27 protein-coding genes are annotated in these 23,233 nt (G+C 69.7%); 19 read left to right on the top strand and 8 right to left on the bottom strand.

The genetic code is table 11. From position 1 onward, the window contains the following. Window positions 1–85 precede the first annotated feature (85 nt). The 7 genes from ACIPC1_RS39710 to ACIPC1_RS39680 all read left to right on the top strand — a co-directional run bounded on the left by ACIPC1_RS39710 (window position 86) and on the right by ACIPC1_RS39680 (window position 4,761). Entirely contained in the window at window positions 86–367 is a 282-nt protein-coding gene (locus tag ACIPC1_RS39710) for a hypothetical protein (protein WP_402526550.1), read from the top strand. Window positions 368–390: 23 nt separating this feature from the next. Beyond that, complete coding sequence (locus tag ACIPC1_RS39705) at window positions 391–765, top strand: hypothetical protein (protein WP_402526547.1); 375 nt, start codon at window positions 391–393, stop codon at window positions 763–765. Beyond that, a complete protein-coding gene (locus ACIPC1_RS39700) occupies window positions 762–1,532 on the top strand; it encodes a DUF5131 family protein (protein WP_402526545.1) in 771 nt (256 codons plus the stop codon). The genes ACIPC1_RS39705 and ACIPC1_RS39700 overlap by 4 nt, the downstream gene beginning before the upstream one ends. Beyond that, window positions 1,529–2,044 (top strand): hypothetical protein, encoded by a 516-nt coding sequence (locus ACIPC1_RS39695; RefSeq protein WP_402526543.1) that lies wholly within the window; start codon window positions 1,529–1,531, stop codon window positions 2,042–2,044. The genes ACIPC1_RS39700 and ACIPC1_RS39695 overlap by 4 nt, the downstream gene beginning before the upstream one ends. A gap of 82 nt (window positions 2,045–2,126) precedes the next feature. Next, the gene (locus ACIPC1_RS39690; protein WP_402526541.1) at window positions 2,127–3,656 is read left to right on the top strand and encodes a hypothetical protein; all 1,530 of its coding nucleotides are present in this window, start codon (window positions 2,127–2,129) and stop codon (window positions 3,654–3,656) included. 22 nt (window positions 3,657–3,678) lie between these two features. Continuing rightward, window positions 3,679–3,972: a hypothetical protein gene (locus tag ACIPC1_RS39685; protein ID WP_402526539.1), complete on the top strand. Its 294-nt coding sequence runs from the start codon at window positions 3,679–3,681 to the stop codon at window positions 3,970–3,972. A 219-nt stretch (window positions 3,973–4,191) separates the two neighbouring features. After that, a complete protein-coding gene (locus ACIPC1_RS39680; RefSeq protein WP_402526537.1) occupies window positions 4,192–4,761 on the top strand; it encodes a hypothetical protein in 570 nt (189 codons plus the stop codon). Window positions 4,762–4,942: 181 nt separating this feature from the next. On the opposite strand, the gene ACIPC1_RS39675 is transcribed toward ACIPC1_RS39680, so the two are convergent. From ACIPC1_RS39675 to ACIPC1_RS39655, 5 genes are all read right to left on the bottom strand, one after another. Continuing rightward, window positions 4,943–5,197, bottom strand: coding sequence for a hypothetical protein (locus tag ACIPC1_RS39675; RefSeq protein WP_402526535.1), 255 nt, complete (start codon window positions 5,195–5,197; stop codon window positions 4,943–4,945). 17 nt (window positions 5,198–5,214) lie between these two features. Beyond that, on the bottom strand, window positions 5,215–6,585 hold the full coding sequence (locus ACIPC1_RS39670; RefSeq protein ID WP_402526533.1) for an exonuclease domain-containing protein: 1,371 nt from the start codon (window positions 6,583–6,585) through the stop codon (window positions 5,215–5,217). Between the two features lie 151 nt (window positions 6,586–6,736). After that, on the bottom strand, window positions 6,737–7,390 hold the full coding sequence (locus tag ACIPC1_RS39665) for a hypothetical protein (protein WP_402526531.1): 654 nt from the start codon (window positions 7,388–7,390) through the stop codon (window positions 6,737–6,739). 129 nt (window positions 7,391–7,519) lie between these two features. Continuing rightward, entirely contained in the window at window positions 7,520–8,419 is a 900-nt protein-coding gene (locus tag ACIPC1_RS39660) for a hypothetical protein (RefSeq protein ID WP_402526529.1), read from the bottom strand. Window positions 8,420–8,537: 118 nt separating this feature from the next. Continuing rightward, window positions 8,538–9,368, bottom strand: coding sequence for a recombinase family protein (locus ACIPC1_RS39655; RefSeq protein ID WP_402526526.1), 831 nt, complete (start codon window positions 9,366–9,368; stop codon window positions 8,538–8,540). A 158-nt stretch (window positions 9,369–9,526) separates the two neighbouring features. Here ACIPC1_RS39655 and ACIPC1_RS39650 point away from each other — a divergent pair, with 158 nt between their 5' ends. The 5 genes from ACIPC1_RS39650 (at window position 9,527) to ACIPC1_RS39630 (ending at window position 14,081) form a co-directional block, all read left to right on the top strand. After that, on the top strand, window positions 9,527–10,333 hold the full coding sequence (locus ACIPC1_RS39650; protein WP_402526524.1) for a hypothetical protein: 807 nt from the start codon (window positions 9,527–9,529) through the stop codon (window positions 10,331–10,333). 38 nt (window positions 10,334–10,371) lie between these two features. Continuing rightward, window positions 10,372–11,268 carry a hypothetical protein gene (locus ACIPC1_RS39645; protein WP_402526522.1) on the top strand — a complete coding sequence of 299 codons (897 nt, stop codon included), beginning with the start codon at window positions 10,372–10,374 and terminating at the stop codon, window positions 11,266–11,268. Continuing rightward, window positions 11,265–11,699: a hypothetical protein gene (locus ACIPC1_RS39640; protein ID WP_402526520.1), complete on the top strand. Its 435-nt coding sequence runs from the start codon at window positions 11,265–11,267 to the stop codon at window positions 11,697–11,699. Before ACIPC1_RS39645 ends, ACIPC1_RS39640 begins: the two co-directional genes overlap by 4 nt. Beyond that, entirely contained in the window at window positions 11,696–12,133 is a 438-nt protein-coding gene (locus ACIPC1_RS39635) for a hypothetical protein (RefSeq protein ID WP_402526518.1), read from the top strand. The genes ACIPC1_RS39640 and ACIPC1_RS39635 overlap by 4 nt, the downstream gene beginning before the upstream one ends. 112 nt (window positions 12,134–12,245) lie before the next feature. After that, on the top strand, window positions 12,246–14,081 hold the full coding sequence (locus tag ACIPC1_RS39630; protein WP_402526516.1) for a zeta toxin family protein: 1,836 nt from the start codon (window positions 12,246–12,248) through the stop codon (window positions 14,079–14,081). Here ACIPC1_RS39630 and ACIPC1_RS39625 read toward each other — a convergent pair. Continuing rightward, window positions 14,045–14,293, bottom strand: a complete 249-nt coding sequence (locus ACIPC1_RS39625; RefSeq protein WP_402526514.1) for a hypothetical protein — start codon at window positions 14,291–14,293, stop codon at window positions 14,045–14,047. The two genes, ACIPC1_RS39630 and ACIPC1_RS39625, sit on opposite strands and share 37 nt — an antisense overlap. A 147-nt stretch (window positions 14,294–14,440) precedes the next feature. On the opposite strand from ACIPC1_RS39625, the gene ACIPC1_RS39620 reads away from it, so the two are divergent. The 3 genes from ACIPC1_RS39620 (at window position 14,441) to ACIPC1_RS39610 (ending at window position 18,009) form a co-directional block, all read left to right on the top strand. Next, window positions 14,441–17,110, top strand: a complete 2,670-nt coding sequence (locus tag ACIPC1_RS39620) for an ATP/GTP-binding protein (protein WP_402526512.1) — start codon at window positions 14,441–14,443, stop codon at window positions 17,108–17,110. 68 nt (window positions 17,111–17,178) lie between these two features. Continuing rightward, a complete protein-coding gene (locus ACIPC1_RS39615; RefSeq protein ID WP_402526510.1) occupies window positions 17,179–17,403 on the top strand; it encodes a hypothetical protein in 225 nt (74 codons plus the stop codon). Window positions 17,404–17,445: 42 nt separating this feature from the next. Further along, window positions 17,446–18,009: a hypothetical protein gene (locus ACIPC1_RS39610; protein WP_402526508.1), complete on the top strand. Its 564-nt coding sequence runs from the start codon at window positions 17,446–17,448 to the stop codon at window positions 18,007–18,009. A 264-nt stretch (window positions 18,010–18,273) separates the two neighbouring features. Here the strand turns inward: ACIPC1_RS39610 and ACIPC1_RS39605 are convergent, their stop codons facing one another. Then, on the bottom strand, window positions 18,274–19,530 hold the full coding sequence (locus tag ACIPC1_RS39605; protein WP_402526585.1) for a hypothetical protein: 1,257 nt from the start codon (window positions 19,528–19,530) through the stop codon (window positions 18,274–18,276). A 130-nt stretch (window positions 19,531–19,660) separates the two neighbouring features. Between ACIPC1_RS39605 and ACIPC1_RS39600 the strand changes: the two genes are divergently transcribed. Further along, window positions 19,661–20,341, top strand: a complete 681-nt coding sequence (locus ACIPC1_RS39600; RefSeq protein WP_402526506.1) for a hypothetical protein — start codon at window positions 19,661–19,663, stop codon at window positions 20,339–20,341. A 177-nt stretch (window positions 20,342–20,518) separates the two neighbouring features. On the opposite strand, the gene ACIPC1_RS39595 is transcribed toward ACIPC1_RS39600, so the two are convergent. After that, window positions 20,519–20,677: a hypothetical protein gene (locus ACIPC1_RS39595; protein WP_402526504.1), complete on the bottom strand. Its 159-nt coding sequence runs from the start codon at window positions 20,675–20,677 to the stop codon at window positions 20,519–20,521. 963 nt (window positions 20,678–21,640) lie between these two features. Here ACIPC1_RS39595 and ACIPC1_RS39590 point away from each other — a divergent pair. From ACIPC1_RS39590 to ACIPC1_RS39580, 3 genes are all read left to right on the top strand, one after another. After that, complete coding sequence (locus ACIPC1_RS39590) at window positions 21,641–22,048, top strand: DUF6233 domain-containing protein (RefSeq protein WP_402526502.1); 408 nt, start codon at window positions 21,641–21,643, stop codon at window positions 22,046–22,048. 148 nt (window positions 22,049–22,196) lie between these two features. Continuing rightward, complete coding sequence (locus tag ACIPC1_RS39585) at window positions 22,197–22,502, top strand: hypothetical protein (RefSeq protein WP_402526499.1); 306 nt, start codon at window positions 22,197–22,199, stop codon at window positions 22,500–22,502. Further along, complete coding sequence (locus tag ACIPC1_RS39580; RefSeq protein ID WP_402526497.1) at window positions 22,499–22,750, top strand: hypothetical protein; 252 nt, start codon at window positions 22,499–22,501, stop codon at window positions 22,748–22,750. The genes ACIPC1_RS39585 and ACIPC1_RS39580 overlap by 4 nt, the downstream gene beginning before the upstream one ends. The last annotated feature ends 483 nt before the right edge of the window (window positions 22,751–23,233 follow it).

The following is a 23,233-nucleotide window of genomic DNA, read 5'->3' as shown; positions in this document are numbered from 1 at the left end:
GCGCGCACGAGCCCCCCCCCGAACGCACCGGACGACGAGGCGCCCGCTTCTGAACACCCGCCCACCAGCAGAAAGGAACAGCACCATGAGCGATGCCGTACGGCGCGAGCCCTGGATCCACACCTGGACGGACGAGGCCGGCATCCAGCGGCAGACCCAGGTCCACTACACGCACGACGACCGCAGCGTCGTCTGGGCTCCCCGCTACACCGGAGACCCCCAGCCCTGGTTCGACGGCGACCGCGCCGAGGACGACCCCTCTGCCCGCTACGAAGACGAGGACCTGGTCACCCGGGGCGACCCGACCGACCCGCACTTCGGCGAGGTCGACCCGGACATCGACGACGACATCGACATCGACATCTGACACCCGAAGAAAGGGACAGCACCATGAGCGACACCAAGACCGAGGGCCCCGCAGAACGCGAACACGAGATCGCCGGGTTACTCCCGGCCCTCGCACAGCTCGACCGGACCGCCACCGAGTTGGAGCAGAAGACGGCCGTCGGCCAGGAGGTCACCGCCGCCGACATCAGCGCCTACCAGAACCAGGCCGCGCACACCCAGCACCTGGTGCAGGAGGCTGCGGCCGACGCCACGGAGGTTTCCGCCGCTGAGAAGGAACACCGCGGCGACGGCGAACGGGGGTTCGCGACCCGCGCCCTCGACCACGCCCACCACCCCCGCCATTTCGAGCCGACCCCGGCCGACGCTGGCAGCGACAAGGACCACGAGCGGGACGACGAGCAGGAGATCGACCTGTGAGCACGGACTCCAGCATCGAGTGGACCGAGGCCACCTGGAACCCCGTCACCGGGTGCGACCGGGTGTCCGAGGGATGCCTCAACTGCTACGCGCTGACGCTGGCGAAGCGGTTGAAGGCGATGGGTTCCGCGAAGTACCAGGTCGACGGAGACCCCAGGACGTCCGGCCCCGGCTTCGGGCTGACGCTGCACCCGGACGCCCTGCGGATCCCCCACCAGTGGAGGAAGCCGCGGACCGTCTTCGTCAACAGCATGAGCGACCTCTTCCACGCGCGCGTGCCGGTCGACTTCGTCCAGCAGGTCTTCGAGGTCATGGCCGCCACCCCGCGTCACACCTACCAGGTGCTGACGAAGCGGGCCCGGCGCCTGGCCCGCCTCGCCGACCGCCTCGACTGGCCGCCCAACGTCTGGATGGGGGTCTCTGTCGAGAACGCCGACGAGCTGCACCGTGTCGACGACCTGCGCCAAGTCCCGGCCGCCGTCCGGTTTCTGAGCTGCGAACCCCTGCTGGGCCCGCTCGACGGCCTCGACCTCGACGGCATTCATTGGGTGATCGCCGGAGGCGAGTCCGGGCCGGGGCACCGTCCGATGGACATGGCCTGGGCTATTCAGCTGCGGGACCGGTGCCAGCAGGACGCCGTGCCGTTCTTCTTCAAGCAGGTGGGCGGAGCCACCCCGAAGGCCGGCGGACGCCTGCTGGAGGGCCGGACCTGGGACGAGTACCCCCGAGCCCTGCAGACCACGACCCCGGAGGGAAGCACCCGGTGAACGGCGAGAAGCACGACCAGGCCCAGCAGACGGAGCCCGAGGACCTGTGGGCGCCGGTCACCGTCTCCGCCGAGGCCGTCGCGGACCACGAGCAGCTGCATGACGCCTACCAGCAGACCCTGACGGCCGCCGGATACGGCGAGGACCAGCGCGAGCGGTACATCGCGGAGTCGGGCCTCGACCCGGAGTACGCGGCGTGCGTATGGGACGAGGAGGTCATGGCCGCCGCCGAGGCCGCCGGCGCGATCCCCGCGAGCCCCAGCCCCTTCGACCCGGCCGAGCGTGCCACCTTGGACGCCCGGGACGCCGCCGTCGATGCGTTCTGGAAGGAACACCCCGAGTACGACGTGTTCAGCAACTCCCCGGAGAACCAGGCGCTGTTCCGGCAGGCCATGGACATCGGGGACCAGCGGGCCCGCGAGGTCCTGGGCGACCAGGCCGCCGAACACCTCCTCAGCCGTCCGGCGCCGGAGGCTCCGGAGATCGACGAGGACCTGGACATCGACATCTGACACCCGAAGAAACGCAACGAGACCACCAACCCCGGCGGAAACCCCGCCGGGGTTGTCGTTGTTGGTGAGTACGGTGCTGTACATGCAGATCAACGGGGCGGAGCGGGGACACGTACTTCTGATCGCAGGTGACCGGGCAGTCCACCGGCGCACCGTCCAGGTGCACCCGAGCGCGAACCTCGCCGCGCTGTCCGTGGTGCCCGTGCCAGTGTTGCTGAACAGCACGCTGCCCGCCGACCTGGTCCACCTCGACGGGGTTCGCGACCAGAACACGCTGCTGTTACGGCTGCGGACCGCCGCGGCGACGCCCGGCCCGTTGCTGGTCTACCTCTCCGGACGGCTGACCGTGGACCGCAAGGGCCACCGCTTCCACCTCGCCTCGACCGGCACCAACGCCTCGAACACCCGCTACACCGCGCTGCCCTGGGATTGGGTCGACACCGAGCTGCGGCACCGCCCGGCCGGATGGACGACCCTGCTGCTCGACCTGGTCGCCGACAAGGGAGCGTGGGCCGAACTGCAGGAGCTGGGCACGCTTCCGGCGGTGAACGCCGACACGTACGGCACCGTCAGCCCGCCCGGGTTTTCCGGCACCGACGGAGTCAGCCCCTACACCCGGCAGATCGTCGAGCAGCTACGCCGCAACCCCGACCGGCCCACCGCCCCACGGCTGCACGCGCTGACCATCGCCGCCGTCGGCATCCCGCCCGGCGCCCTGGTCTTACCCGCCACCCCGCAGATCGAGGCGTACGACGACGAGGAGGAACAACCCGTTCCCCGGCCGCCGATGTCCAACCTGCAGCGCCTGCTCGCCGGAGACACCAGCGTCCTGCCCGTGCCCGCGCGCCGCCGACGGCCCGAGCCCCAGGAAGTCGCGCCGGGGCTCGAAGCCCTGCAGTCCGCTCCCGCGCCCGCTGCGTCGTACGCGTATCCGTCACCGTCTCCAGTCCAGGTTCCGCAGCCGCCGGCCCCGGCCGAGCGCTCTGCTCCGGCACCGGTTCGGCAGCAGCCGTACGTACCGCTGCAAACCGACGTCCGACCGGCCCAGCCGAGTCACCAGCATCGCCATGAGCAGCCCCAGGAACCCGTGCGGGCCCCGCACCCGACCCCGCCTCCCGTCGCCCACCAGACGCCCGTTCAGCAGCCAACACCCGTCCGCCCGCCGGTCCAGGTCCCGCAGCAGCAGGACCCCCGGCCGCACATCTGGCAGACCGCGCAGGCCGGACGGCACAACGAGGCCGCCGAGATGGCCGCAGCCTGGGAGCAGCACACCATGCAGCAGTTCGGCCCCGACTCGCCCCAGGCCACCCAGTGGGCGGAGATCAGGGCGGACCTCGCCCGGATCGCGAGCCGGTGGACGTTCGCCACCCAGCTGTGGATCGCCGCGACGCACACGCGGCTGGCGCACCAGGCGCCGGATTCCACCGAGGTGCTCAACGGCGCGAGGTCCGCCCACTACTGCTGGACGCAGATCAAGAACTCCGCCGAAGCCCGCGACTGCGGGCCCGAGTTGGTCAACCTGCTGCGGCAGCTGCCCGCGCTCGACCGGCGGCACCTCACCAGTGCGCAACAGCGGATGGAGTACCTGCACAACGTGCCCAGCGGACGCTGACCGTCCAACGAGGGGAGGGCCCATGGACGAGGAGCAACTGGACGGCGAGCCGCTGTGGTCCGGCGCATGGGAGGAGATGACCGTCCCCGTGCCGCTGGCCGCGTCCCTGCTCTGCCTCAGTCCGCACACCGTCGGGCAACTCATCGAGGGCGGGCACCTGGCCGCCGAGCAGCGCGGGAACTTCCGCTTCGTCAACCTGGCCAGCCTGCTCGCCTACCGGCGCCGCCACTGGACGCCGGAGCAGGCCGCGCGGTACAACGCCACGCTCGACGACGCGACCGCGCTGGACCAGGCCGCCGACAACCTCGCCGGATAACCGTCCCTGACCTGCACTCTCGCGGGGCTCTTATAGAAACGGGCCCCTGAATGAGGGCCCGAGACGTGACGTACGGGCCGCCCCTCCAACTTTGTTTCGGTCGAAACGAAGTTGGGCGACCTCGGTTCGGTCGAACCAAGGTCACAAGTCGGGCACTTCGCCACGATGCGCCCCCGGGCGCGTCTTCCCGTCGGTCGCGACCGGGTGGACGCTGGATACATGGCGGGCATGGAAAACGGCACACCGGTCCCGGTATTGCGCACGGAGCAGATCTACGGATGCCTGCGGGCCCTGGGGGCGCCAGAGCCGGAAAGGCTGCCTCGGGCAGTGGCGTTGGGGATGCTGCTGATGTTGGTGGAAGCCTCGGCAGCCAGCGCCGATCGCTTCGACCAGGAGCAGATGTACGAGGGCTACGCCCAGAGCCTGCACAGTGCCCTCGGCCTGCCTGACGACTGTCCGGACGCGGAGGCGAAGCCCTGCCCGGCCGGGATGCCGTGGCTGTGGCTGATGCGCTCGCGCATCTCCCGCACGCTGCTCGACATGGACGCCGCCCGGCCCTTCGAGGACGCTGCCGGCCCCGTCCCCATCCCGTCAGCCCACCACCTGCTCGCTGCGGCGGAGGTGGCGCTGACGATCACGATGGAGCCACCCGACCCGTCCCAGCCCCTGGAGCAGGCCGTCCGTACGGCACGCGACCGCATGCGGACCCTCGTCACCGAGCTGGAGAACGCCCGTCAGCAGACCGAGGCCGCCCGCGAAGTGCTGCGCGAGATGGGGATTGAGCCCTAGCCGCCATCAAGCCCACACGTCCCGTCCGGCCGAACGGGTGTCCAGAAAGTGTTTCGGCCGAAACGCTTCGTAGACGCATTGCCGCGTCCCGAACGGCAGTCCCGGAAAACTCGGCTCCACGGACCAGTCCGCCTAATCTCCAGAAGTTACCTGCGGGGATTTTCGACCGGAGATGAGGCGCTCAGCGCGACAGCCGACGCCCTCGCCCGGCAGGCAGCGCCCGGCGCTGTACGGGCTGCTCCTGGGCCTCCCGCTCGACGGTGACCTCCACCTGGTCGGCGACGTCGGCCAGGACCTCGATGTAGATACGGCACCCGCTTCCCCGCCGGTTCGGCACCGGGCTGGAGACGTCCCCCACGCGGGTCTCCGGCCAGGCCCTCAGCGCCCGCACGACCGCATCGGCCGTGCGCTGTACATCGTCAGAGTCCGAACCCATGAGGCGAATCTGCGGCATCAGCCGGCCTCCCCTTCGTCTCGGCCGCCGTCCCCGGCCGCCACCGTCTCGTAGCCGCGCCCCATCGACCGCAGGCAGTCCAGCACCGCGCGGCAGTCGCCCGCCGCCCGGTGACCACCCTGGAGCGGTTGCCACCGGTTGTTGCCCCAGTACTCGCTCCAGTCCCCCACCCAGTCGCTGTACGGGATCATCACGTCCTCGACGGTCAGCGTGTCCAGCCAGACCGCCGCACGCTCCCGCGCCCAGACCGCAGCCTTTTCCTCGGTTGCCTCGATCGGGCTGCAGTCGAGGTAGTGCAGCGTCAGTTCGTGGCGCAGCACGCCGACGTCGAAGGCCTTGTTGTAGATCAGCACCCGCTTGCCGTTGAGCAGCGCGACGAGCCGCGCGAGGACGTCGGAGAACCGGTTCGCTGAGGCGACATCGGAATCCGTGATGCCGTGGATCTGCGATGCGTCGACCGGGATGGGCACGCCGGGGTTCAGCAGCGTGTCCAGCAGTACCTCGCCTCTGGACGACAGCACCGCGATCTCGACGATCCGCGCGTCATCGTCCAGTCCGGTCGTTTCGGTGTCGAGGACCAGGACGTCGGGGTCGGCGAGGGCTTCCGCCGCCCACTGCACCCGGGCCTGCGCCTCCCGGCGCTCCGCCTCGCGACGTGCCTGGTCCCCCGCCTCCCACCGGGCCCGCTGCTCGGCCTGCCGCCGCTCCTCCGCCTCCGTGCACGGCGCGCACCGGCGCGGCCAGTGCGCGGCCCTGCTCCACCAGCCCCGCTGCAGCCCCTGCTGCTTCTGGTGGGCGCGGGCCTCCTTCTTCGTCACCAGCTTCACCGTGCAGTCCTCCCCGGCGCACACGGTGGCCTCCTCGACCCAGGCGACCGCCTCCTCGCGCTGCTGGTCGAGCTGCTTGCGACGGCAGTCCGGGCAACGATGGTGGGACACCGGCAACGGACGCTCCCGCACCGTCCGGCAGTCCCAGCACGTCCGCGCCTCGCGACGGCGCTGGGCCTCATACGCCTTGGTCTGGCAGACCGAACACCGCTTGCGCACCGGGTACTTGCGGACCTTGCCGCACTCCGGGCAGGTACGCCGCGCCGTCATCTGCGCCTTGGTCGACGACCCCAGCGGCTTCATCTTCACCGCATCGGCCGGGTCGTACAGATCGAACTGACCGTGCCGCTGGATGTAGAGGTACGCGACCGGCTTCTGCCCCGGAGCCAGCTTCAGCCGCTCAGCGGCCAGCTGCGTCTGCGTCCGCAGATGCGCCGGCGCCTGCCCCCAGCCGTACACCTTCGGCTTCGGCACGGCCGGGGCCGCCTCCGGCTCTGTCCGGCTGGACGGGATCTCCGTCTCCGCCGCCGTGGTGGTGCTCACTCATGCCTCCGATACGTCGAGGGGATTGAAACCGTAGCATTCATAAACCCTTTCCGCCGCCTTTCCAAACATTCCCCCAAAGGCGAATTGCGGCCGAAAGTCGCTCGTATAAATACGTGCGCGCGAAGCCGGATACAAGTAAACGACGTCGTTACATGTCTTCGCCGACGCCAGCACCCGTGACCTGCTCATCCTGGGGAACCGGCCAGTGGTCCTCGACCGCCTCACGGGCAATCCGGCTGGACGGGTACAGCAGAGCCGCGAGCCGTTCGCGCTCGGCCTGGGCCTCTTCGCTCAGGTCCCGCTGCGGTCCGATCAGGTGCTTCTCCTCCATCTCTTTCAGCACCGGCTCCGAGATGCGCCAGGCCGCCGTGCGCAGCTGGAGCACCAGGTCCTCGTCGAGCGTGAACGCCCGCTCTGCCGTGCCGTGTTCGCACCCGGACAGGCAGGCCGGCCACCGCCCCGACAGCGACAGCCGGGTCAGCTCCCCCGGCGTCAGCGGCAGCCACGGCCCGGCCAGGTCCGGCAGCTGCAGCCGCTCCTGCAGGGCACGCCCCATGAGCACGTCCAGCGCAGGCCAGCGCACCGGCCGCACCTCCGCCGCCTCCATCCGGGCCTGCCGGCGCAGCCGCGTGACGTCCCGCTCCCACGGCGGGGTGTGCACCCGTTCGGTCAGCGCCGCAGCGCGTTCTTCCACCAGCTCATTTACGAATTGCGTTTCTGCTTTCCGGTGGCGCCTTATCAACGCCCGCAGACGTCCCGCCTGCTGTACCGAGAGCTGCAAGGTGATTCGCTTACGCGTCATGGACCCAGTAAACGACGTCGTTTAGAGAAGCCGCAAGCGCCCTCGCCCTCGCTGATAACAAGCCCTTGGGGGCGCGACCGCCGCCGTACGGCGAAAGACCAGGTCAGGCAGCAAGAAGGAAGAGGGGAACTACGCGGCGGTGCGCTGCCGTTCGGCGTCAACGGCACGCCGCAGCTGTTCCATCTTCAGGGGCAGCAGCTGGCGCAGTCCTTCGTACCGCAGTCGGCCGACCCGGTACGAGGTGATCAGTCCGTTCTCCTCCAGCGGCATCCCGGGTGGGCGAATCACCGTGTTGCCCTGGTCGTCGAGAACGCCGTCGTGGTTCATCCAGAGCGACACCCACAGCTTCGAGGTTCCGTGGGCCCGCTGCAGGAGGCCCTTGCGCACGTCCAGCCAGCGCTCCAGCGCGGCCCGGGTCAGGGCGGAGGTCGCGACCCACTCGCCCTCGATGGCGCCGCCGCCCTGCGGTCGCCGTTCGACGTACATCGCGGCGTTGTCCTCCCCAAGCCCCGTGGTGCGCAGCTCGACCAGCTCCCCGCTGCGCGCCGCGGTGTCCAGCTCGACGGCGAGCACGGCGGTCAGCCGGGTCTGCGCCGGAGACATCGCCTCGCCCAGGTACCGGTCGAGCTGGCGGGTCAGCGCGGCGAGGGTGGCCGCCTCCGGCGCGGGCTGCAGCGCGATCTCCCCGCCGCCCAGGCGCAGCGAGGACATCCCCAGCGCCTCGCGCAGCAGGTCGATGCACTTGCGCCGGATCTCATTGGTCGGCACCGAGGTGGGCGGGAACTCCCCGTCGATCCTGCGGCGCCGCAGCACCCCCGACTCCGCGAGCCGTACATACGGGTCGAGCGCCTCTTCCTCCAGGAGCCGCCGCAGACTGCGCCGGGCGCCGACCGGCAGCGCGCCCCGGTCCAGCGCGCGCTCCAGCTCCCCGCGCACCATGTCCAGCTGACGCCGCCGGGCCGCGCCGGCGCCCAGGCCGTCGAGGAGCTGGTCGAGCGCGCGGACCGAGAGGAACTTCGACGTCTGCACGCCGCGATTGTCGCGCACGGCCGCCGCCCCGACCCGGGAGACGGCCGAGTTTCTGGACTTTCTGGACCCCTATCTACGCGCGGGCGCGCATACGGCGGTGGGGTAGCCGATGGGCCTGTCAGCGCACGCTGCTGCCCAGGATCTTCGACGCCCTGGTACGGCGGGTCTCTTCCTTCTTCTGCGCCCGGTCGAAGGCGGAGCGCAGCCGGGTCGCCTCGCGCGCCGCCGGGTCGATGATCCGGGCCACCGTGGTCGGGTGCCACTTCCCGCCCCGCTTGGAGAGCGTCCCCTGCTCGTTGAGGCGCCGGCAGATGGCGCGGGCGCCCAGGCCCTCTTCGTCGTGCCACTGCAGGATCAGGTCCTCGATCTCCTTCTCCGGATCGAGGTCGACGAGTTCGTTGTCGATGGCCTGCTTGCCGAACGGCGGAGCGCCGAAGGCGTAGCCGCCCTGCTCGCCCTTGGTGTCGCGGCCGTCGCGCAGCCGCTTGCGGATGAGACCGCGGTCGAGCTGGTGGAAGACGCCGCGCATCTGCCGCATGGCGGTGCGCATCGGGTCGTCTTCGTCGTCCTCCAGATGCTCGCCGTGGTCGGCGGTGAAGACCCGGCCGCCGAGCGCCCAGGTGTATGCGAGTACGGCTTCCTGCACGGTGAGTTCGCGCGCGAGGCGGTCGAGGTTCGGGGCGAGAATGCCGTCGGCGCGGCCGTCGGCGATCCACTCCATGGCGTCCATCAGCCCGGTGCGTTCGTCGATCGTGGACTTGCCGGTCTTGCCGCCCTTCTCGTCTCCGTCGGCGACGACGTGCACGATCCGGTGTCCGGCCATGCCGTTCCACTTCCGGCAGTCGCGTTCCTGCGCGGGCAGGCCGTAGCCGTCGACTGCCTGCCCTGCCGTGGAGACGCGCAGGGCGATGATCAGACGCAGACGCTCGCGCGGAGTGGGGTTCACCATGACCCGAAGCGTACACATCTATAGGTATAGATGTAACACTCAAGGTCAGAGCCGAGTTACCCCATACGGGGCACCGATCCGGTCATTCAGGGGCGCCTTCCGGCCGGACGCCGTAAAGCCGCTTGCCATGTAAAGCCGTTTTACAGGACCGTCGTTGTGTGAGTACGAGACGAGACGACGTGATGGCCACACTGCGGGACTGGTCGAAGCCCGGACGCCGGGCCGACCTGGTCGCCGCCGCGTGGCAGGCAGGCGAGACCAACGTCCGTGCGCTCGCCGAGGCCGCGCGCATCAGCCGGCCGACCGTGTACGCCGATCTGCGATCCCGGGGCATCGACCCCGACCACCGACCGAAGGGCAACAGTGTGATCACGAACCTTTCCCCGCTCGACATCGAGGGCTTCACCGGCATTGCCGACAGGCTCGACGCGGAACTCGACGCGGCGCTGCAGCAGTGGGCCGCCAGCCACCCCGACGTCGACCCGCACGGCCCGGAAGGCAAGACCGAGGGCATGAGGCTGGTCGGGCTGATGGACACCACCTTCCGCTACGCCGACGTCCGCGACCTGCTGGCTCACGAGCAGGTCGCCCGCATCAACCTCGACCGCCTGCTGCACCAGGTGGAACTCCGCTGGGAGGCCCTGAACAACGCCGTCGCCTGGCTCGCCGCCCACCACGCCTACACCGTCGCAGTCGACGAGGCCCGCATCGCCATCGACATGTGGCGCGAGCGCGCCGAGGCCGCCCTCAACCGGCCGTTCTTCTGCATGTCGGACCGCGAGGAAGCGGCGTACCGCCAAATCCAGGAGGCCGGTCACCCCGCCCTGGAACAGGCGCAGGCCGATCTCGACCGGACGCCGGCGCAGACCGCTGAGCAGCTGCTCGCCAACCTCGATCAGGCCCACGAGCGCCGCAAGGAACTGGCCGCCGAGACCCTCCGCCACGCCCAGGGCACCAGCCAGTGACCACCCCCGCCGAACCCGACCGAAAGAAGGAGCACACCTTGTCACCCACCCTTCAGGCCCAGCAGACCGCCCGCGCCCGCCTGCTCTCCGAGCTGGAGCGCCTGTTCGCCGACGACGCCGGTCTCGGCGTCCTGGTGCCGTACAACGGCCGCCCAGACATGACCCATGAGGCCAAGGAGGTACAGCGGGCTTGGGCCCGCGCCCTGGTCGCCGTGCACGGCTACGACCGGGCCGCCTCCGTCTACACCGAGTACGTCGGCCACCGCCAGCGCAGCGTCACCGAGACCATCGGTGCGTGGGACAACCTGGTGCTCACCGGCAGGCCCATTCCCCGCTGGGACCGGGACATCCACGGGTTCCTGTGCTTCTCCTGCGTCGACACCTTCGCCACCGTCATCGCGGCCGACGGTGACCCGCTGTGCAACCGCTGCGCCCGCGAGCACAGCGCTCTGGAGACCACCCGGCCGCAGTGGCGTGCCTACAGCCACAGCCAGTTCGTCTTCCCCGGCCTGATGGGCGAGGAGCGCAAGACGGGCGAGACCAAGCTGATCATCCAGTACCAGGACGGCGAGAAGCGCATGCACGTCACCGGCGAGGCCGGACTGCTCACCGAGGGGACCAGTAGCCTGCCGGGCTTCACCTCGGTCTCCGGCCAGACCCACGGCGACAGCCGCGACACCATCAACCTCACCGTCGAGGCCCGCGCCGAACACGTCCGTCGCAGCGTCGAAATCCTCGCCACCTTCGCCTACGACCCGGAGCCCGAGCAGTGGGAGGGCCACGCCTACGGCTTCCGCTTCGTCTCCGCCCGGCTCACCGCCCGGTCCCGGAAGCTGGGCCACCTGGACATCGCAGACCCGGTCATCACCGAGCACACCGACCTCTACCAGCTGCTCGACACCCTGATCACCCATCTGCACGGGGGCCAGCAGTGACCGCGACGGCGAACCGGTTGATGTCCGCCCTCACCCCGGAGGCGGTGCGCACCTACCCGCGTATCGACCAGGCCGGAGCCGAGCGGCTGGCCCGGCACTGGCGCACGGCGTACCCGGCCATGCGCACGATCCTGGACACCGTGATCGTCGCTCAGCGTGGGGCGGAGCCCCCGACCGTCGACCTGCCCCGGCTGGAGCGCGTACGGCGCGAGCTGGGCCAGGTCGACCGGAACACCCACCGCGTGTGCACCCGCAGCGAGCCGTTCTTCTCCCCGACGACCGCCGGGTGGCTGGTGCGCGACGTCATCGACATCACCCACATCGGACACCCGCAGGCCAGCGCCATCTACCGACTCGCTGCCGACCTGGCCGATCTCGCGGTCCAAGACCTGCCCCCGGGCGTCGAGAGCACCGACAAGGAGGGACTGTGAGCACTGAGTCCGAGAACGGCATGACGTACGACGCCGGCCCCCACGATGCCGAGGGCTGGAAACTCCACGACGACGGCACCCGCGTACACCGTTACACCTGCACGATCCACGACGGGCAGGGCTGTGACGGGCACTGCGGCCCCGACGCCCCGGCGGCCCCGGCCGAGGAGACGGCGGACGGGGACGCCGACTGGATCGCCAACCAGGTCGGGCCCAGGCAGGTGGGAGGCCGCTACTACAGCGGGTACTGGGACCTTGCGTACGAGGTCCTGAACATCGACGACAACCCCGACAACTGGGGACCGTGGGAAATGACCTGTCGCTGGGACGACGGCCGCGACACCACGCACTGCACCGCGTGGGACCCGAAGCGGGACCGGGTCATCTCTCAGTCGCCGCAGCCGGACCTCGACACGGACGTCGTCGACCGCTGACCCCCACGCACACGAGAAGGGTGTCCGCAGCCATTCGAGCTGGCTGCGGACACCCGCCCACGAGCATACGGACTCGCATTCCGGGGCCGATCGCCACGATGGAGGAATTACGGTGAAGGACGCGGACGTCGCCCCGGTCGAACTGCCCGAGCACCACCACGAGGAGATCCTGGCCTCGCAGATTCTTCCCGCCTGGACCAAGGACGCTGTCCCACAGGACCAGCCCGTAGCCGTGCTGGTCGGCGGACCGGCCGGCAGCGGGAAGTCCACCGCCTGCCAGGTGTTGAAGGCGGTACTGGACCGGCGGGGTGGTGCGGTACTGATCGGCCCCGACCTCTACAAGTCAGACCACCCCGCCTACCAGAGTCTCCTGCAGAGCGATGACCGCACCGCGGGTGTGCGGGTACGGCCGGACGTGCTGCGGTGGCAGGCGGAGGTCGAGGAGTACGTGCGTGGGCGCAGGTTCGATGCGCTGGTCGAAACCCCTGTCGTTGACCCGGAGCAGGCCCGCGCCTACCAGGATGCGGGGTACCGCGTCGAGGTGGTGGTGCTGGCCGAATCGGAGGCCGTGACGCAGCTGAGCGTGCTGGAGCGCTATCTGGCCCAGGTCGCCGAGGACGGCGCCGGCCGGTACGTGTCCTGGGAGAACCACGACCGGTGCGTGCGCCGTCTGCCGCAGTCGCTGGAGGTCATCGAGACGGAGCGGCTGGCCGACCGCGTGATGGTGGTACGGCGTGATTTTGAGGTGCTCTACGACAACGAGCTGACGGGATCTTCCCTGGCGGGCGCGCACCGAGCGCTGCACGCGGCACGGGTGCGGCCGTGGACTGCGCCGGAGAGCTGGAGGTTCCGCCGCCAGTTGAACGGCCTGCAACAGCAGTTGCACCCGGCGTCGAGTACGCCGGAGCGGCGGCTCTTGGTGGCCGGTGGTCTGGAGCGGGCTGCGGCGCTGGCCGAGCCGGTACGGCGCATCGCCCAGCCGCTCACGGTGCCGCCCGGGGTTGACTACCACCGGCTGTCCGCCGACGAGCACCGGTTCGTTTTCGACGAGCTGATCGTGCCGCTGTACCTGAGCAACATCACGGCGCACGAACAGCCGATGACGCTGTACCTGATGGGCCCGCAGGGCTCCGGGAAATCCCACACCGCCCACACACTGCACCGCGTGCTGCGTGCCCGCCGGCCCACCCGAATCGAGGGCGGCCTGTTCAAGTCGATGCACCCCGACTACCGCCGTCTGCTGGAGGAGGACCCACGCACGGCGTCGGCCCGCATCCGCCCCGACTACCGCAGGTGGCAGGCCAAGGCCGAGCAGCGGGTCCGCGAGCACCGGGGCGACCTGCTGATCGAGATCGCTCCGGACGACATCGATCACTTCCTCGACAGCGCCCGGCGCGACCGCGCGGCGGGCCGCCGGGTGGAGCTGATCGCTCTGGGGGTGCGGGCCGCCGACAGCCGCCTGGGCGTTGCGACCCGGGCCGCGGGGGTGGCGCGGATCGGCGGCACCCCCCGCTTCACCCAGAGCGCCGCGCACGACCGCACCTTCGCCCTGCTCGCGGACGTGGTCCGCGCCGCCGAGCAACTGCCGGACCTGGTCGACTCCGTCTCCGTCGTCGGCCGGGACCTGACCGCGCGGTACCGCAACACCCGCCGCCCGGACGGCACCTGGGACGCGCCGCCGAGAGGCGGGGACGTGGTGGACGAAGAGCAATACCGGCCCTACACCACCGCGGAGGCGGCCCGCTTCCTGGCCACGCTGCAGCAGGTACAGGGCGAGCTGCCGCAGTACCGGCAGGATCTGGTCGAGATCGCCGCGCTGGCCTGGCCGTTGATGCCTGAGCACCTGCAGCCTCGGGCCCTCGCGGTCACCCTCCCGGTCGCTGCCCTGCCGCTCCCCCGGCACGAGAGGGACTACTGGCCCCTGAACTCCTTGAGGCGCGCCGCGTAGCGGGCCGCGATCTCCTTGAGCTGCGCCGCGTCAGCGTCCGGCAGGGACGCCAGGTCGGCGGCGCATTCGGCGAGACCGTCGCGCAGCAGCTTCATGCGCTCCGCATCCGGGGCGCCGACACGGCGCTCCAGGAGCAGCTGCTCGGAGTACCGGGCACTGACCTCCTGCACCTGCTCCTCGACTTCCACGCGGGTGGGGGTGGGTTCAGACACGACGCTGTCCCTTCCAGATTGGGCGATGGGCCGTCATTGTCGCTGGCTGAGACGATGCGGCCGGACGCCCGGGTTATCGCAAGCCGACCCGAACAGGGAGACCGGGCGCATAGGTTGCTACCGCTGGTGATCTTTCTTGGGGGTGTCGTGGCGCGAGATCTGCGGATGCTGTTCGGTGCGAATGACCGGTCGGTGGCGGCCGAAGAGGCTTTCACGAACCGTCAGGCCCAGTGGCAGGCCGTCGTCGCTGCGCTCAGCGAGCATCTGCACCGCATCTCCAACCCGTCGTTCGACGTCGAGGACCTGGCCAGCCCGCGGCACAACGTTCTGGCTGCCCACGGGGTCGGCGGGATCGGGAAATCGACGTTCTCCCGCAAGATCGAGGCGTCGCTCGCCGACTCCGGCGGGCGCCCCACGCAGTGGGCCGCGCCCGCGTGGCCGATCGAGCGACTGCTGCCGGTGCGCATCGATCTGGCCCGCTCCAGCGGCATCGACTTCGAGCGGGTGGTGCTGTCGATCCGCCTGGCCGTCGCCGCCCTGGGGCGGCCGATGCCCGCCTTCGACCTGGCCCTGCGCCGGCACTGGGACCGCAACCACCCGGGCGAGCCGCTGGAGGAGTATCTGCGGCGCGGCGGGATGTTCAGCCGGTTCAGCAACGCGGTCAATCTGCCCAGCCAGCTGCAGTCCGCGCTCGCGGACGTCGCCGGCGCCCTGGCCCTGCCCGGCACCGTCGGAGGCGCCGTCGGCCAGCTCACCACCGCCCTGGTCGGCGCCCTGCGCGAGCGGCGCCAGACCGTGCGCGCCCTGGCAGGCTGCAGCCGCCTGGCCGACATCCTGGAGGCCGAACCGGACCTGGAGACGCTGAGCTTCGCCACTCACCTGCTCGCCTGGGACGTGGCCCAACTCCCCGCAGCCCAGCGGATCACCCCCGTGGTGCTGCTCGACAGCTTCGAGGAAGTCGGAGACCGCACCCACCGCGACTTCGAGCGGCTGCTGCAGCGCATCGTGTGGCTGATGCCCAACGCGTTCTTCGTCATCACCGGGCGCAACCGGCTGCAATGGGCCGAGGACGGCCTGCAGGGACAGCTCGACTGGACTGGCTCCACTGCCTGGCCCGGCCTGGCCGGACACGTCCCGGGCGCCCGTGCCCACGGAGGCCCCGAGGTACGGCAGATCCTGGTGGGCGACTTCTCTCCCGAGGACTGCGAGGACCACCTCGCCCGCCGTCTCGCCCACAACGGACAGCCGCTGATTGCTCTGGAGCTACGCCACACGATCGCCGAGCGCTCCCACGGCCTGCCCCTCTACCTCGATCTCGCCGTCATGCGGTTCTTGGAGATACGGCGCAGCGGACGCGTGCCGCAACCGGACGACTTCGGCGACTTCCCAGCCCTGATCTCCCGCACCCTCAGCGACCTGACCAGCGACGAGCGGCACGTGCTGCGGTCGGTGTCGCTGCTGGACGCGTTCTCTGTGCCGCTGGCCACCCAAATCGCCGGGCTCACACATGACGCGTCAGCCCTGAGGCTGACCGAACGCCCCTTCATCCGCGAGGACCTCACCGGCCTGTGGCCCTTCCACCTCCACCAGGTGGTGCGCTCCGCGATCCGCAACGCCGAGGACCGCACCGACGACCGGTGGTCCGAGCAGGACTGGCAGCGGGCAGCCCTGCGCGCCCTGTCCGCACTCGGCCAGGAGTGGGCCCACGGGCCCCGCCGCGAGCGAACCGTGCTCATCGGCGTACTGCGGCAAGCGTTGCGCCTGGCCCGCGACTTCAACCTCGACCAGCTGGACTGGCTCACCGAGGCCGCTTTCGCCTACGTCGGCGACTCCGTATGGGAGCCGCTCGCCCCGCCCGCCCACGGCCCCGCGCACACTGCGCTGTCGACGCCGGCCGAGGCGCTGGTCGAAACCCTCAGTGCCCTGGCCCGCCGTCAACGCGAGCACCGCGCCCGTACCGTGGAGCGGCTCACCGCAGTCATCGACTCCGGTCTGCTGCCCGCCGAGCTGCAGGAAATGCCGCTCTACTACCGGGCCAAAGCCTTGCGCGACATCGGACGCACCGAGGACTCGCGCCATGGATACCAGCAGGTGGCCGATGCCGGGGGCCGCCTCGCTCAGGCCGCCCGCCGAGGGCTGGCGCAGGCCGCCCGTCTCGACGGTGACTTCCCCACGGCTCTTGCCGCTGCCCAGACGCTGGGGTGGGAGGGCCGCCAGCAGCGTGTCCTCGGCGATCTGTACTGGATCCAGGGAGAGGTGCAGCGCGCGGCCGAGGCGTATCTGGCCGGGCGCCTCGAAGCCGAGCAGCATGCCAAAGCGGGCGAGGCCGCGCACAATCAGGCTCTGCGCGCCCTCGCCCTCGCGTTCTTCGACCCCCGCCAGGCCGACGACGAACTCGACCTGGCCCAGCAGCTCCTCGCCGGCCTCGACCTGCGGGCCACGACAATCAACGCCGCCATCGCCTCCGTCATCCGCGACGCCGGCAGCTCCGACCTCGACGACCGCGTCCGCACTCTGCGCACCGAACTCGACGTCGCGGGCCTCACCTCCATGACGCCCACCCTCGAACTCGCCGTCGCCTTCCACCAGGCCGTCCTCGACGACCGCGGGGTTTTGAGCGCCACCATCGCCCGGCTGCGTGAGCAGACGAGCGACGGCACGTACGCCTACTACACCGACATCACGCACTTCATGGCCGATCGTCAGCTCCCCGACGACCACACCCCGCCCCGCTGGCTGGACAACGAGCAGGCCACCCGCGCCAGGTGGCGAAGCCTCGTCACCGCCCGACGCGAACGGCTGCGCACCGCGCGGTGACCATCACGGCCAAGGCTGTGGTGGGGCGGGGTGATGATGGAGAGCGGGCACCGAGGTAGGAGCAGCACATGGGGATCAGGCACCTGGCCCGGCTGCAGTTCGAGGCGGACGGCCCGGTCGTCGAGGGCGAGTGGACCGTCCCGGCCACGGCCCAGGACCGGTACACGGAGTGGGTCGGGCTGTACGGCACCGGTCCGGGCATCGTGATCCGGCTCATCGAGGAGAGCGACGGCCGCCGGCGCGTGCTCAAGACCTGGACAGCGCAGGGCGAGACCGAGGAACCCACCAACTGAAAGGGTCCGGAACGGCCCACGCGGTACGGGACGATGTCTCCCATGTCTGACACCCTGTGGACCCTTCTCTTGGCGACCGTCACCGCCGTGGTGGCCGCTCTTGCGGTCGGTCTGTTCGTCACCCCGCGGATGGAAGCCCGCAGGACGCGGTTGGGCGAGGTCCACACCGCCCGTGACACTTTCGGCGCGAACATGATGCGGATCATCTCTGCCTGCTCGCTGCTGCAGAAGATCGAGCTTCCGCCGGACGACGAGCCCGACTGGACGCCGGTCATGCGCGAACGGCTGGCGGGCGAGCGGAACCGCTGGCTGGAGCAGCTTGACGACGCCACCCGGTGGCTGATCGACAACGTCGTGACGTACGCCGGGAGCTGGCCCATGCGCCGCCTCATCCGGTTCGCCGTCGACTACGCCGGCAACGCCCGCATGGTGGTGCTGTCCGAGCGGGAGGAGGCCGCCAAGGTGGAGCTGCTGCTCGCGCTGACCGTGCCGGTCCAGCGTCAGTTCTTCGGGTGGCTCTGGTCGCGCGCGCGGCACCACCATGCCGACCACCGGGCTTTCGCCGAGACCATCGCCCGCATCAGCGGCGAACCCACAGCGCTGTAGACCGGACATTCCCGTACCCACGGCGAACGGAGTCTGTCCTCGCCTCAGGACCCGGACGGCTCCACCTGCAACTCGACCAGCCTTAACAGCAACGCCCTGGGCCCGACCGTGAGTTGCGGTCGGGCCCAGGGCAGTACCGTGATGCCGAGCAGTCGTTCGTGCTGGAGGAGGGGGCCCCATGAGCCTGAAGACCCGGTTCTATCTGTTGCTGGCGCTCATTGCGATCGGCGTGGTGATCGGGATGAACAACCCCCCGACGGGCCCCTAGTTCCCAGAGCCGCCTCCCCGGTTGTCCTGGCCCGGTACGTCCGCCCGTGACGGGCGCGAACCGCCGGACGAGGTGGGCCGGGACGAGTGGGCCGCGATCCCGCCGTTCGCGTGGGACACCGACGACGAAGCCTGAGCCGACGCCGCGGCCGGCCGCGACGACGTGTCCCGGCTCGCATGGGTGTTGATGCCCTGTGTGATTCCCGTGACGGGACGCGTGACGATCGCCGCAGCCTGGCGGCTCTGCGGGTCATAGCTGTCCCGCCGGGCCGCCACGATGTCGTCACCCATGCCGGGCACCATCCGGAACAGCATCGCGGACGCCATGATGGCGATGATGATGATGGCGAGTCCGGAGATGACCGCCGCCGTCGTGTCCTGCGGACCCTCTCCCGACGTCAGCGCGTTCGCCAGCCGCAGCACGATGACGATGATGGGCTTCACCATGATGATCGCGGCCATGATGCCCACCCAGCGGCGCACCCTGCCCCACAGTTCCTTGTCGACCAGGCCCGAGTAAACGACCGTGCCGAGGGCAGCGCCGACATACAACAGTGCCGTCCTGATCACCATCTCCAGCCAGACCACGCCCGCCGCCAGGATCGCCACACAGGACAGCGCGATGCGCGCGAACGGGCCGCCGTCCTGCGCCGTGTCCTCACTGCGCAACGCATCGGAGAACGAGCTGAAGAACTTCTCCGACCCGGCGCCGCCGGCGATGCCCTGCGTGATGCCGTCCACCGCGGCGACCACCGTGTAGAGGATCAGGGGCGTGAACGCGGAGGCCAGCACGGTCACCCACAGCAGGCCGATCGCCTCGCCGAGCGCCGTGGTCAGCGGCACGCCACGGATCGCCCGCTTGATCACCGCCCATATCCACATCAGCAGGACCAGGAACGTCGACGCAGCGAAGACCAACGAATACGTCTTCAGGAAGCTGCTGTTCGTGAAATCAACTTCAGAGGTCGCGGCGACCGCGTTGCTGAGCTGGTCGACTGTCCAGGCCGCGGCTTTGGCGATGCCGTTCGCCAGCGAGGCCAGCGGGTCGAGCGCGGAGGTCGGGTCGGTGAGCGACGGACTGTCCGAGCCCGAGCCCCCTTCATGATCCTGCTGACAGATCTCTTTGGCGGCACCCGCGAGGAGGGCGCACGGATCCTCGTCCGCGCGCGCGGGCAGCGTCAGGACGGACAGCGTGACGGCCGAGACAGCGGCAGCCGTCGACGCACGGGCCGCAGTACGAATGCGCGCGGACACATCAACCCCCAGGCAGATCAGGTGACTTAGAGCTTCCCACGCTGTTGCAGGTAACGACACCTGGGCGCCCACGACCCAGCCGCCCCGGATACCGTCATCCGCAACACGATCACGGCGGACGGGGTGCGGGATGAGGACCAGCAGTCAGCGGCAGGCCAGCGAGAAGACGGCCGGCGCCGGAACGTCCGGCCGCGGCTCGCAGCGCGGCCTCATCACCACGGTGGGCATTGCCGTCCTGCTGATAGCCGCCATAGCCCTGGCCAACCGGGGGTGGAACAGCGGAGGCTCGGCGGCCGCGGCCGCCGATGACCCGCTCGCCCCGGAGATACCGCACAGCAGGCAGGGCGCGCAGAGCACGGCCGTGAAGTTCGCCGGCCGCCTCGGCAGTGAGTCGATGTTCAACACCGCGGACCGGCACGGCGTCGTGCAGGCCATTGCCGACCCGGACGAGCGGGACGCGCTGCAGACCGCGTTCGATGGCAGCTACACCGTGGCGTTCAACGAGCGCATCGGGCTGGACGAGGAGGGCAAGGCGCCGGCCGGAGCCACCTTCGTGAACCGGACGATGCCCGTCGGCACGGTCCTGAAGAGGTACAGCACCGCGGAGGCCACCGTCGACGTGTGGTGCAGCGGACTGTTCGGCATCACCGGGCGGAACGTCACCCAGATCCCCGTCACCACCAGCTGGTTCACCATGACCATGACCCTGCGCTGGACCGACGACGGATGGAAAATGACCGAGTCGACCCAGGAAGACGGACCGGAGCCGACCAGCTCGGCCGCCGAGTTCGGCCAGGCCCCGCAGCTGTAAGCCCCGGAATCCCAGCTCAGACACCAGCCGCAAGGTAGACAGCGTGTCGAGCAGCGGCGAGAACGCTGAACTGGCCTGGTCGTTCCGTCACCGTGGCGGAACGACCAGGCCCCCACGTCGGCCGGAGCCGGGCGGGGGCCTGGAATGCGGTGAGGGTCTGTCCGCCGCAGGTCCGCGCTACTTACCCAGAAGCAGGTGAAGCAGCGTGACGACGATGACCCCGACACCGATGGCGATGCCCAGCTCGGGGTTGCGGCAGGCCACGTAGACAGTGAGCCCGCCCACCAGCAGAAGGACGACCATTCGGACGCTGATCTGGTTGTCCACCTTGGTCACCCCCCTGCCGTCGCATGCGCCGCGGTGCCGGGGTGCCGGGGCCGACGTTCTGGTGCCCCTGGGGTGACGCCGAAAGCGATGCGACTCGACGCCGGCACGTACGCCCCCTTAGTCTCGCGTATAGACCTGATGGTTCTACTCCAGTTCTTGATCTTCACGGTTCAGTTCGGGTGAGAGCTGTCGGACTACGCGGCGGTCCCCTGTTGGAGCAGGGGGCCGCTTCTTTTTGGGCGCCTCCTCGGTCGAGAGCTGTCGGACTACGCGGTGACGACAATCCGTTGGAGCGGTGACCGCCGTCTCCGGTACAGATATCGGTCCGGATGTCCTTGTGGGCGCGGTCGTTGCCGTCAGAGAGAACCCTACGCACACGTTGATGACAGTCCTCGCCGTTACACCTCAAATCTGCAGACTTGAGAGCGGGCTGGTGATGTCCCACCTGCAGTTTCTGCCGTCTCACTCGCCGAGGGGCGCAAGCTGTCCACAGTCCCTCGTGACCCCTACTTCGGTAGGGAGGAACCTCGGCTGGCGTCCCTGGGGGCGTCGTCGACCTTGCTCGGCGGATTGTTAGTGCAGGATTCGGACGAGAAGACCTTTTCTGGGCGGTCGCTCCGCTCGCGGAAGGCCGCCTACCTGCGGTTTCGTGGTCCGCAAGGCCCTTGCCTCCCTTGCTGCGCCGAATTAGACGACTAATCAGAACGATTTCGCTGTGCACTTCGCGATGTGCGCCACGAATTCGATTCGAATGCGAAGAGGTAGAGCTTGAAGAGCGGCGCCAAAGGAGCCTCTCGGACCTTCAGAGTTGAGCGGTGCGGAGGTGTCCACGGGCACGGCGAGTCGCGACACAAACGGCAGATGGGCCCATCGAAGTCGAAGATGGTCATCTAGTAGGGGCACCACCACGAGACGTACGTGTTCTCGCTACCCGGTGACCTCCGGCCCGGTACGCCGACTAATATCGAACATGTGACCGAAGACCTGGCCCCGCGCGTGAGCGTCGCCCTCCCCGGCGGACGCGTCATCGCCGGGCGCCTCCACACCCGCCGGCGGGACGCCGATGGACAGTGGTGGTACGAGGTCTCGATCGAAGTACCTGCGGCAGCCGTCCGCCCCATCGAGGGCGAGGACTACGACCGAGTCCCCACCGAACGAGCCGAAGGCAAGGACTGGGTATTCCAGGCCCTCCCGAATGACACCCCGGAACGACGCTCACTCATCCTCCACCGGCCCGACTGCTGGGCAGCAGCCAAAGGGCGACTCACCCCCGCCACCAGCAGCGAAGCCAAGCTCTTCCTGAGGCACGGATGGGCCATAACGTGCGACGGCTGCAAACCCGAACCTCCAGCTCAGAGCGGCAACAGTCACGCCGGGTAAAGCGTGAACGCCTCCTCGCGCCGCGTACGGACGACTGTGAAGTGCCACCTGTCCAGCGTGGCGACCCCGGTGGGTCGAGCCATGTCTGGGACGACTGACAGCCATCTGAGCCGCCCGCTACTGTGGCTGAAGGCGAGAGGAGACCAAGGTGAGCGCTGACTGGAGTATCGACACCATCGTGCACGCCCTGCCCGTCCCAGAGCTGCGCCAGCAGGCCCTCCGGGAGATTCATCTCGCCCCCGTGGACCAGCTCCAGGACGTGGTGGACCGCTGGCGTGCCATCGCCGCCGAGTGGACCCAGACCACTGCCCCGCGGATCGAAGAGGCCCGCGCTCAGCTCCAGGCAACCGGTGATCTCCCGTCGCAGTACGAGGAGACCCCGGAGTCCGTGGACGCTTTCGAGTCGTGGCGGGCAAGCATGCAGGCCAGCCGACAGCAGCGCGGAGCAGCGTGAACAACTGGCACGTCACCCGCTCCCCGCACACGGTCGACATGATCGTGCAACTGCCGGTCGAGGGGCAGATGGCCCTGCTCAACCTCATCGATGCACTGGAGACGGACCCCTACACGGTGACCGAGCCATACGGCATCGACGACAAGATCACCAGGCAAGCGCTGTTCGGCGGCTACGGGCTCGCCGTACTGATCGTCAACGCCATCACGCAGCGCATCACCCTGCTGTCCCTCACCTGGACGGGATGACCTGTCACCAGACGTACGGCGCGGGCGCCGTTACTCGAGGGGCACCGACGCGGGGACTGCGGACCATGGCCGAGGACGGGGCGATTCGGGGGTTCAGCCGAGATACGCGCCAAGCGGGCAACGGAACGATCTTGGTGGCCGAACCGTCGCAGTAAATACCGGATTTACTGCGACGGAGCCCGTGACGCGATCGTCGCGACCTGCGGCGGACCGTTCCGGTGGGCAGGGCGAGGTGTACGCATTTACTGCGGCGTCACCGTGCTGACCATGCGCTAAGCCGAATCAAGATCGACTCATTGCCCCTTTGACGCGTATCTCGGCTGAACCCCATTCGGGCGTATCGGCGACTTGTTGCGCTACTTGCGCAGGTCCACGCGCGGGCGCGTGTGCGCACGAGGGAGCCCCGACGGCTGCGGATGGATCGCAGTCGCCGGGGCTCCGGCATCGCCCAGGCCCACGGGGGGAGAGCGCAGGGCGAGCCTC

It is taken from the genome of Streptomyces sp. NPDC087263, from assembly GCF_044744645.1.
GTDB lineage: Bacteria > Actinomycetota > Actinomycetes > Streptomycetales > Streptomycetaceae > Streptomyces.
The sequence above is the reverse complement of the archived record's forward strand: the minus strand, read 5'-3'. Positions and strand labels throughout refer to the sequence as shown.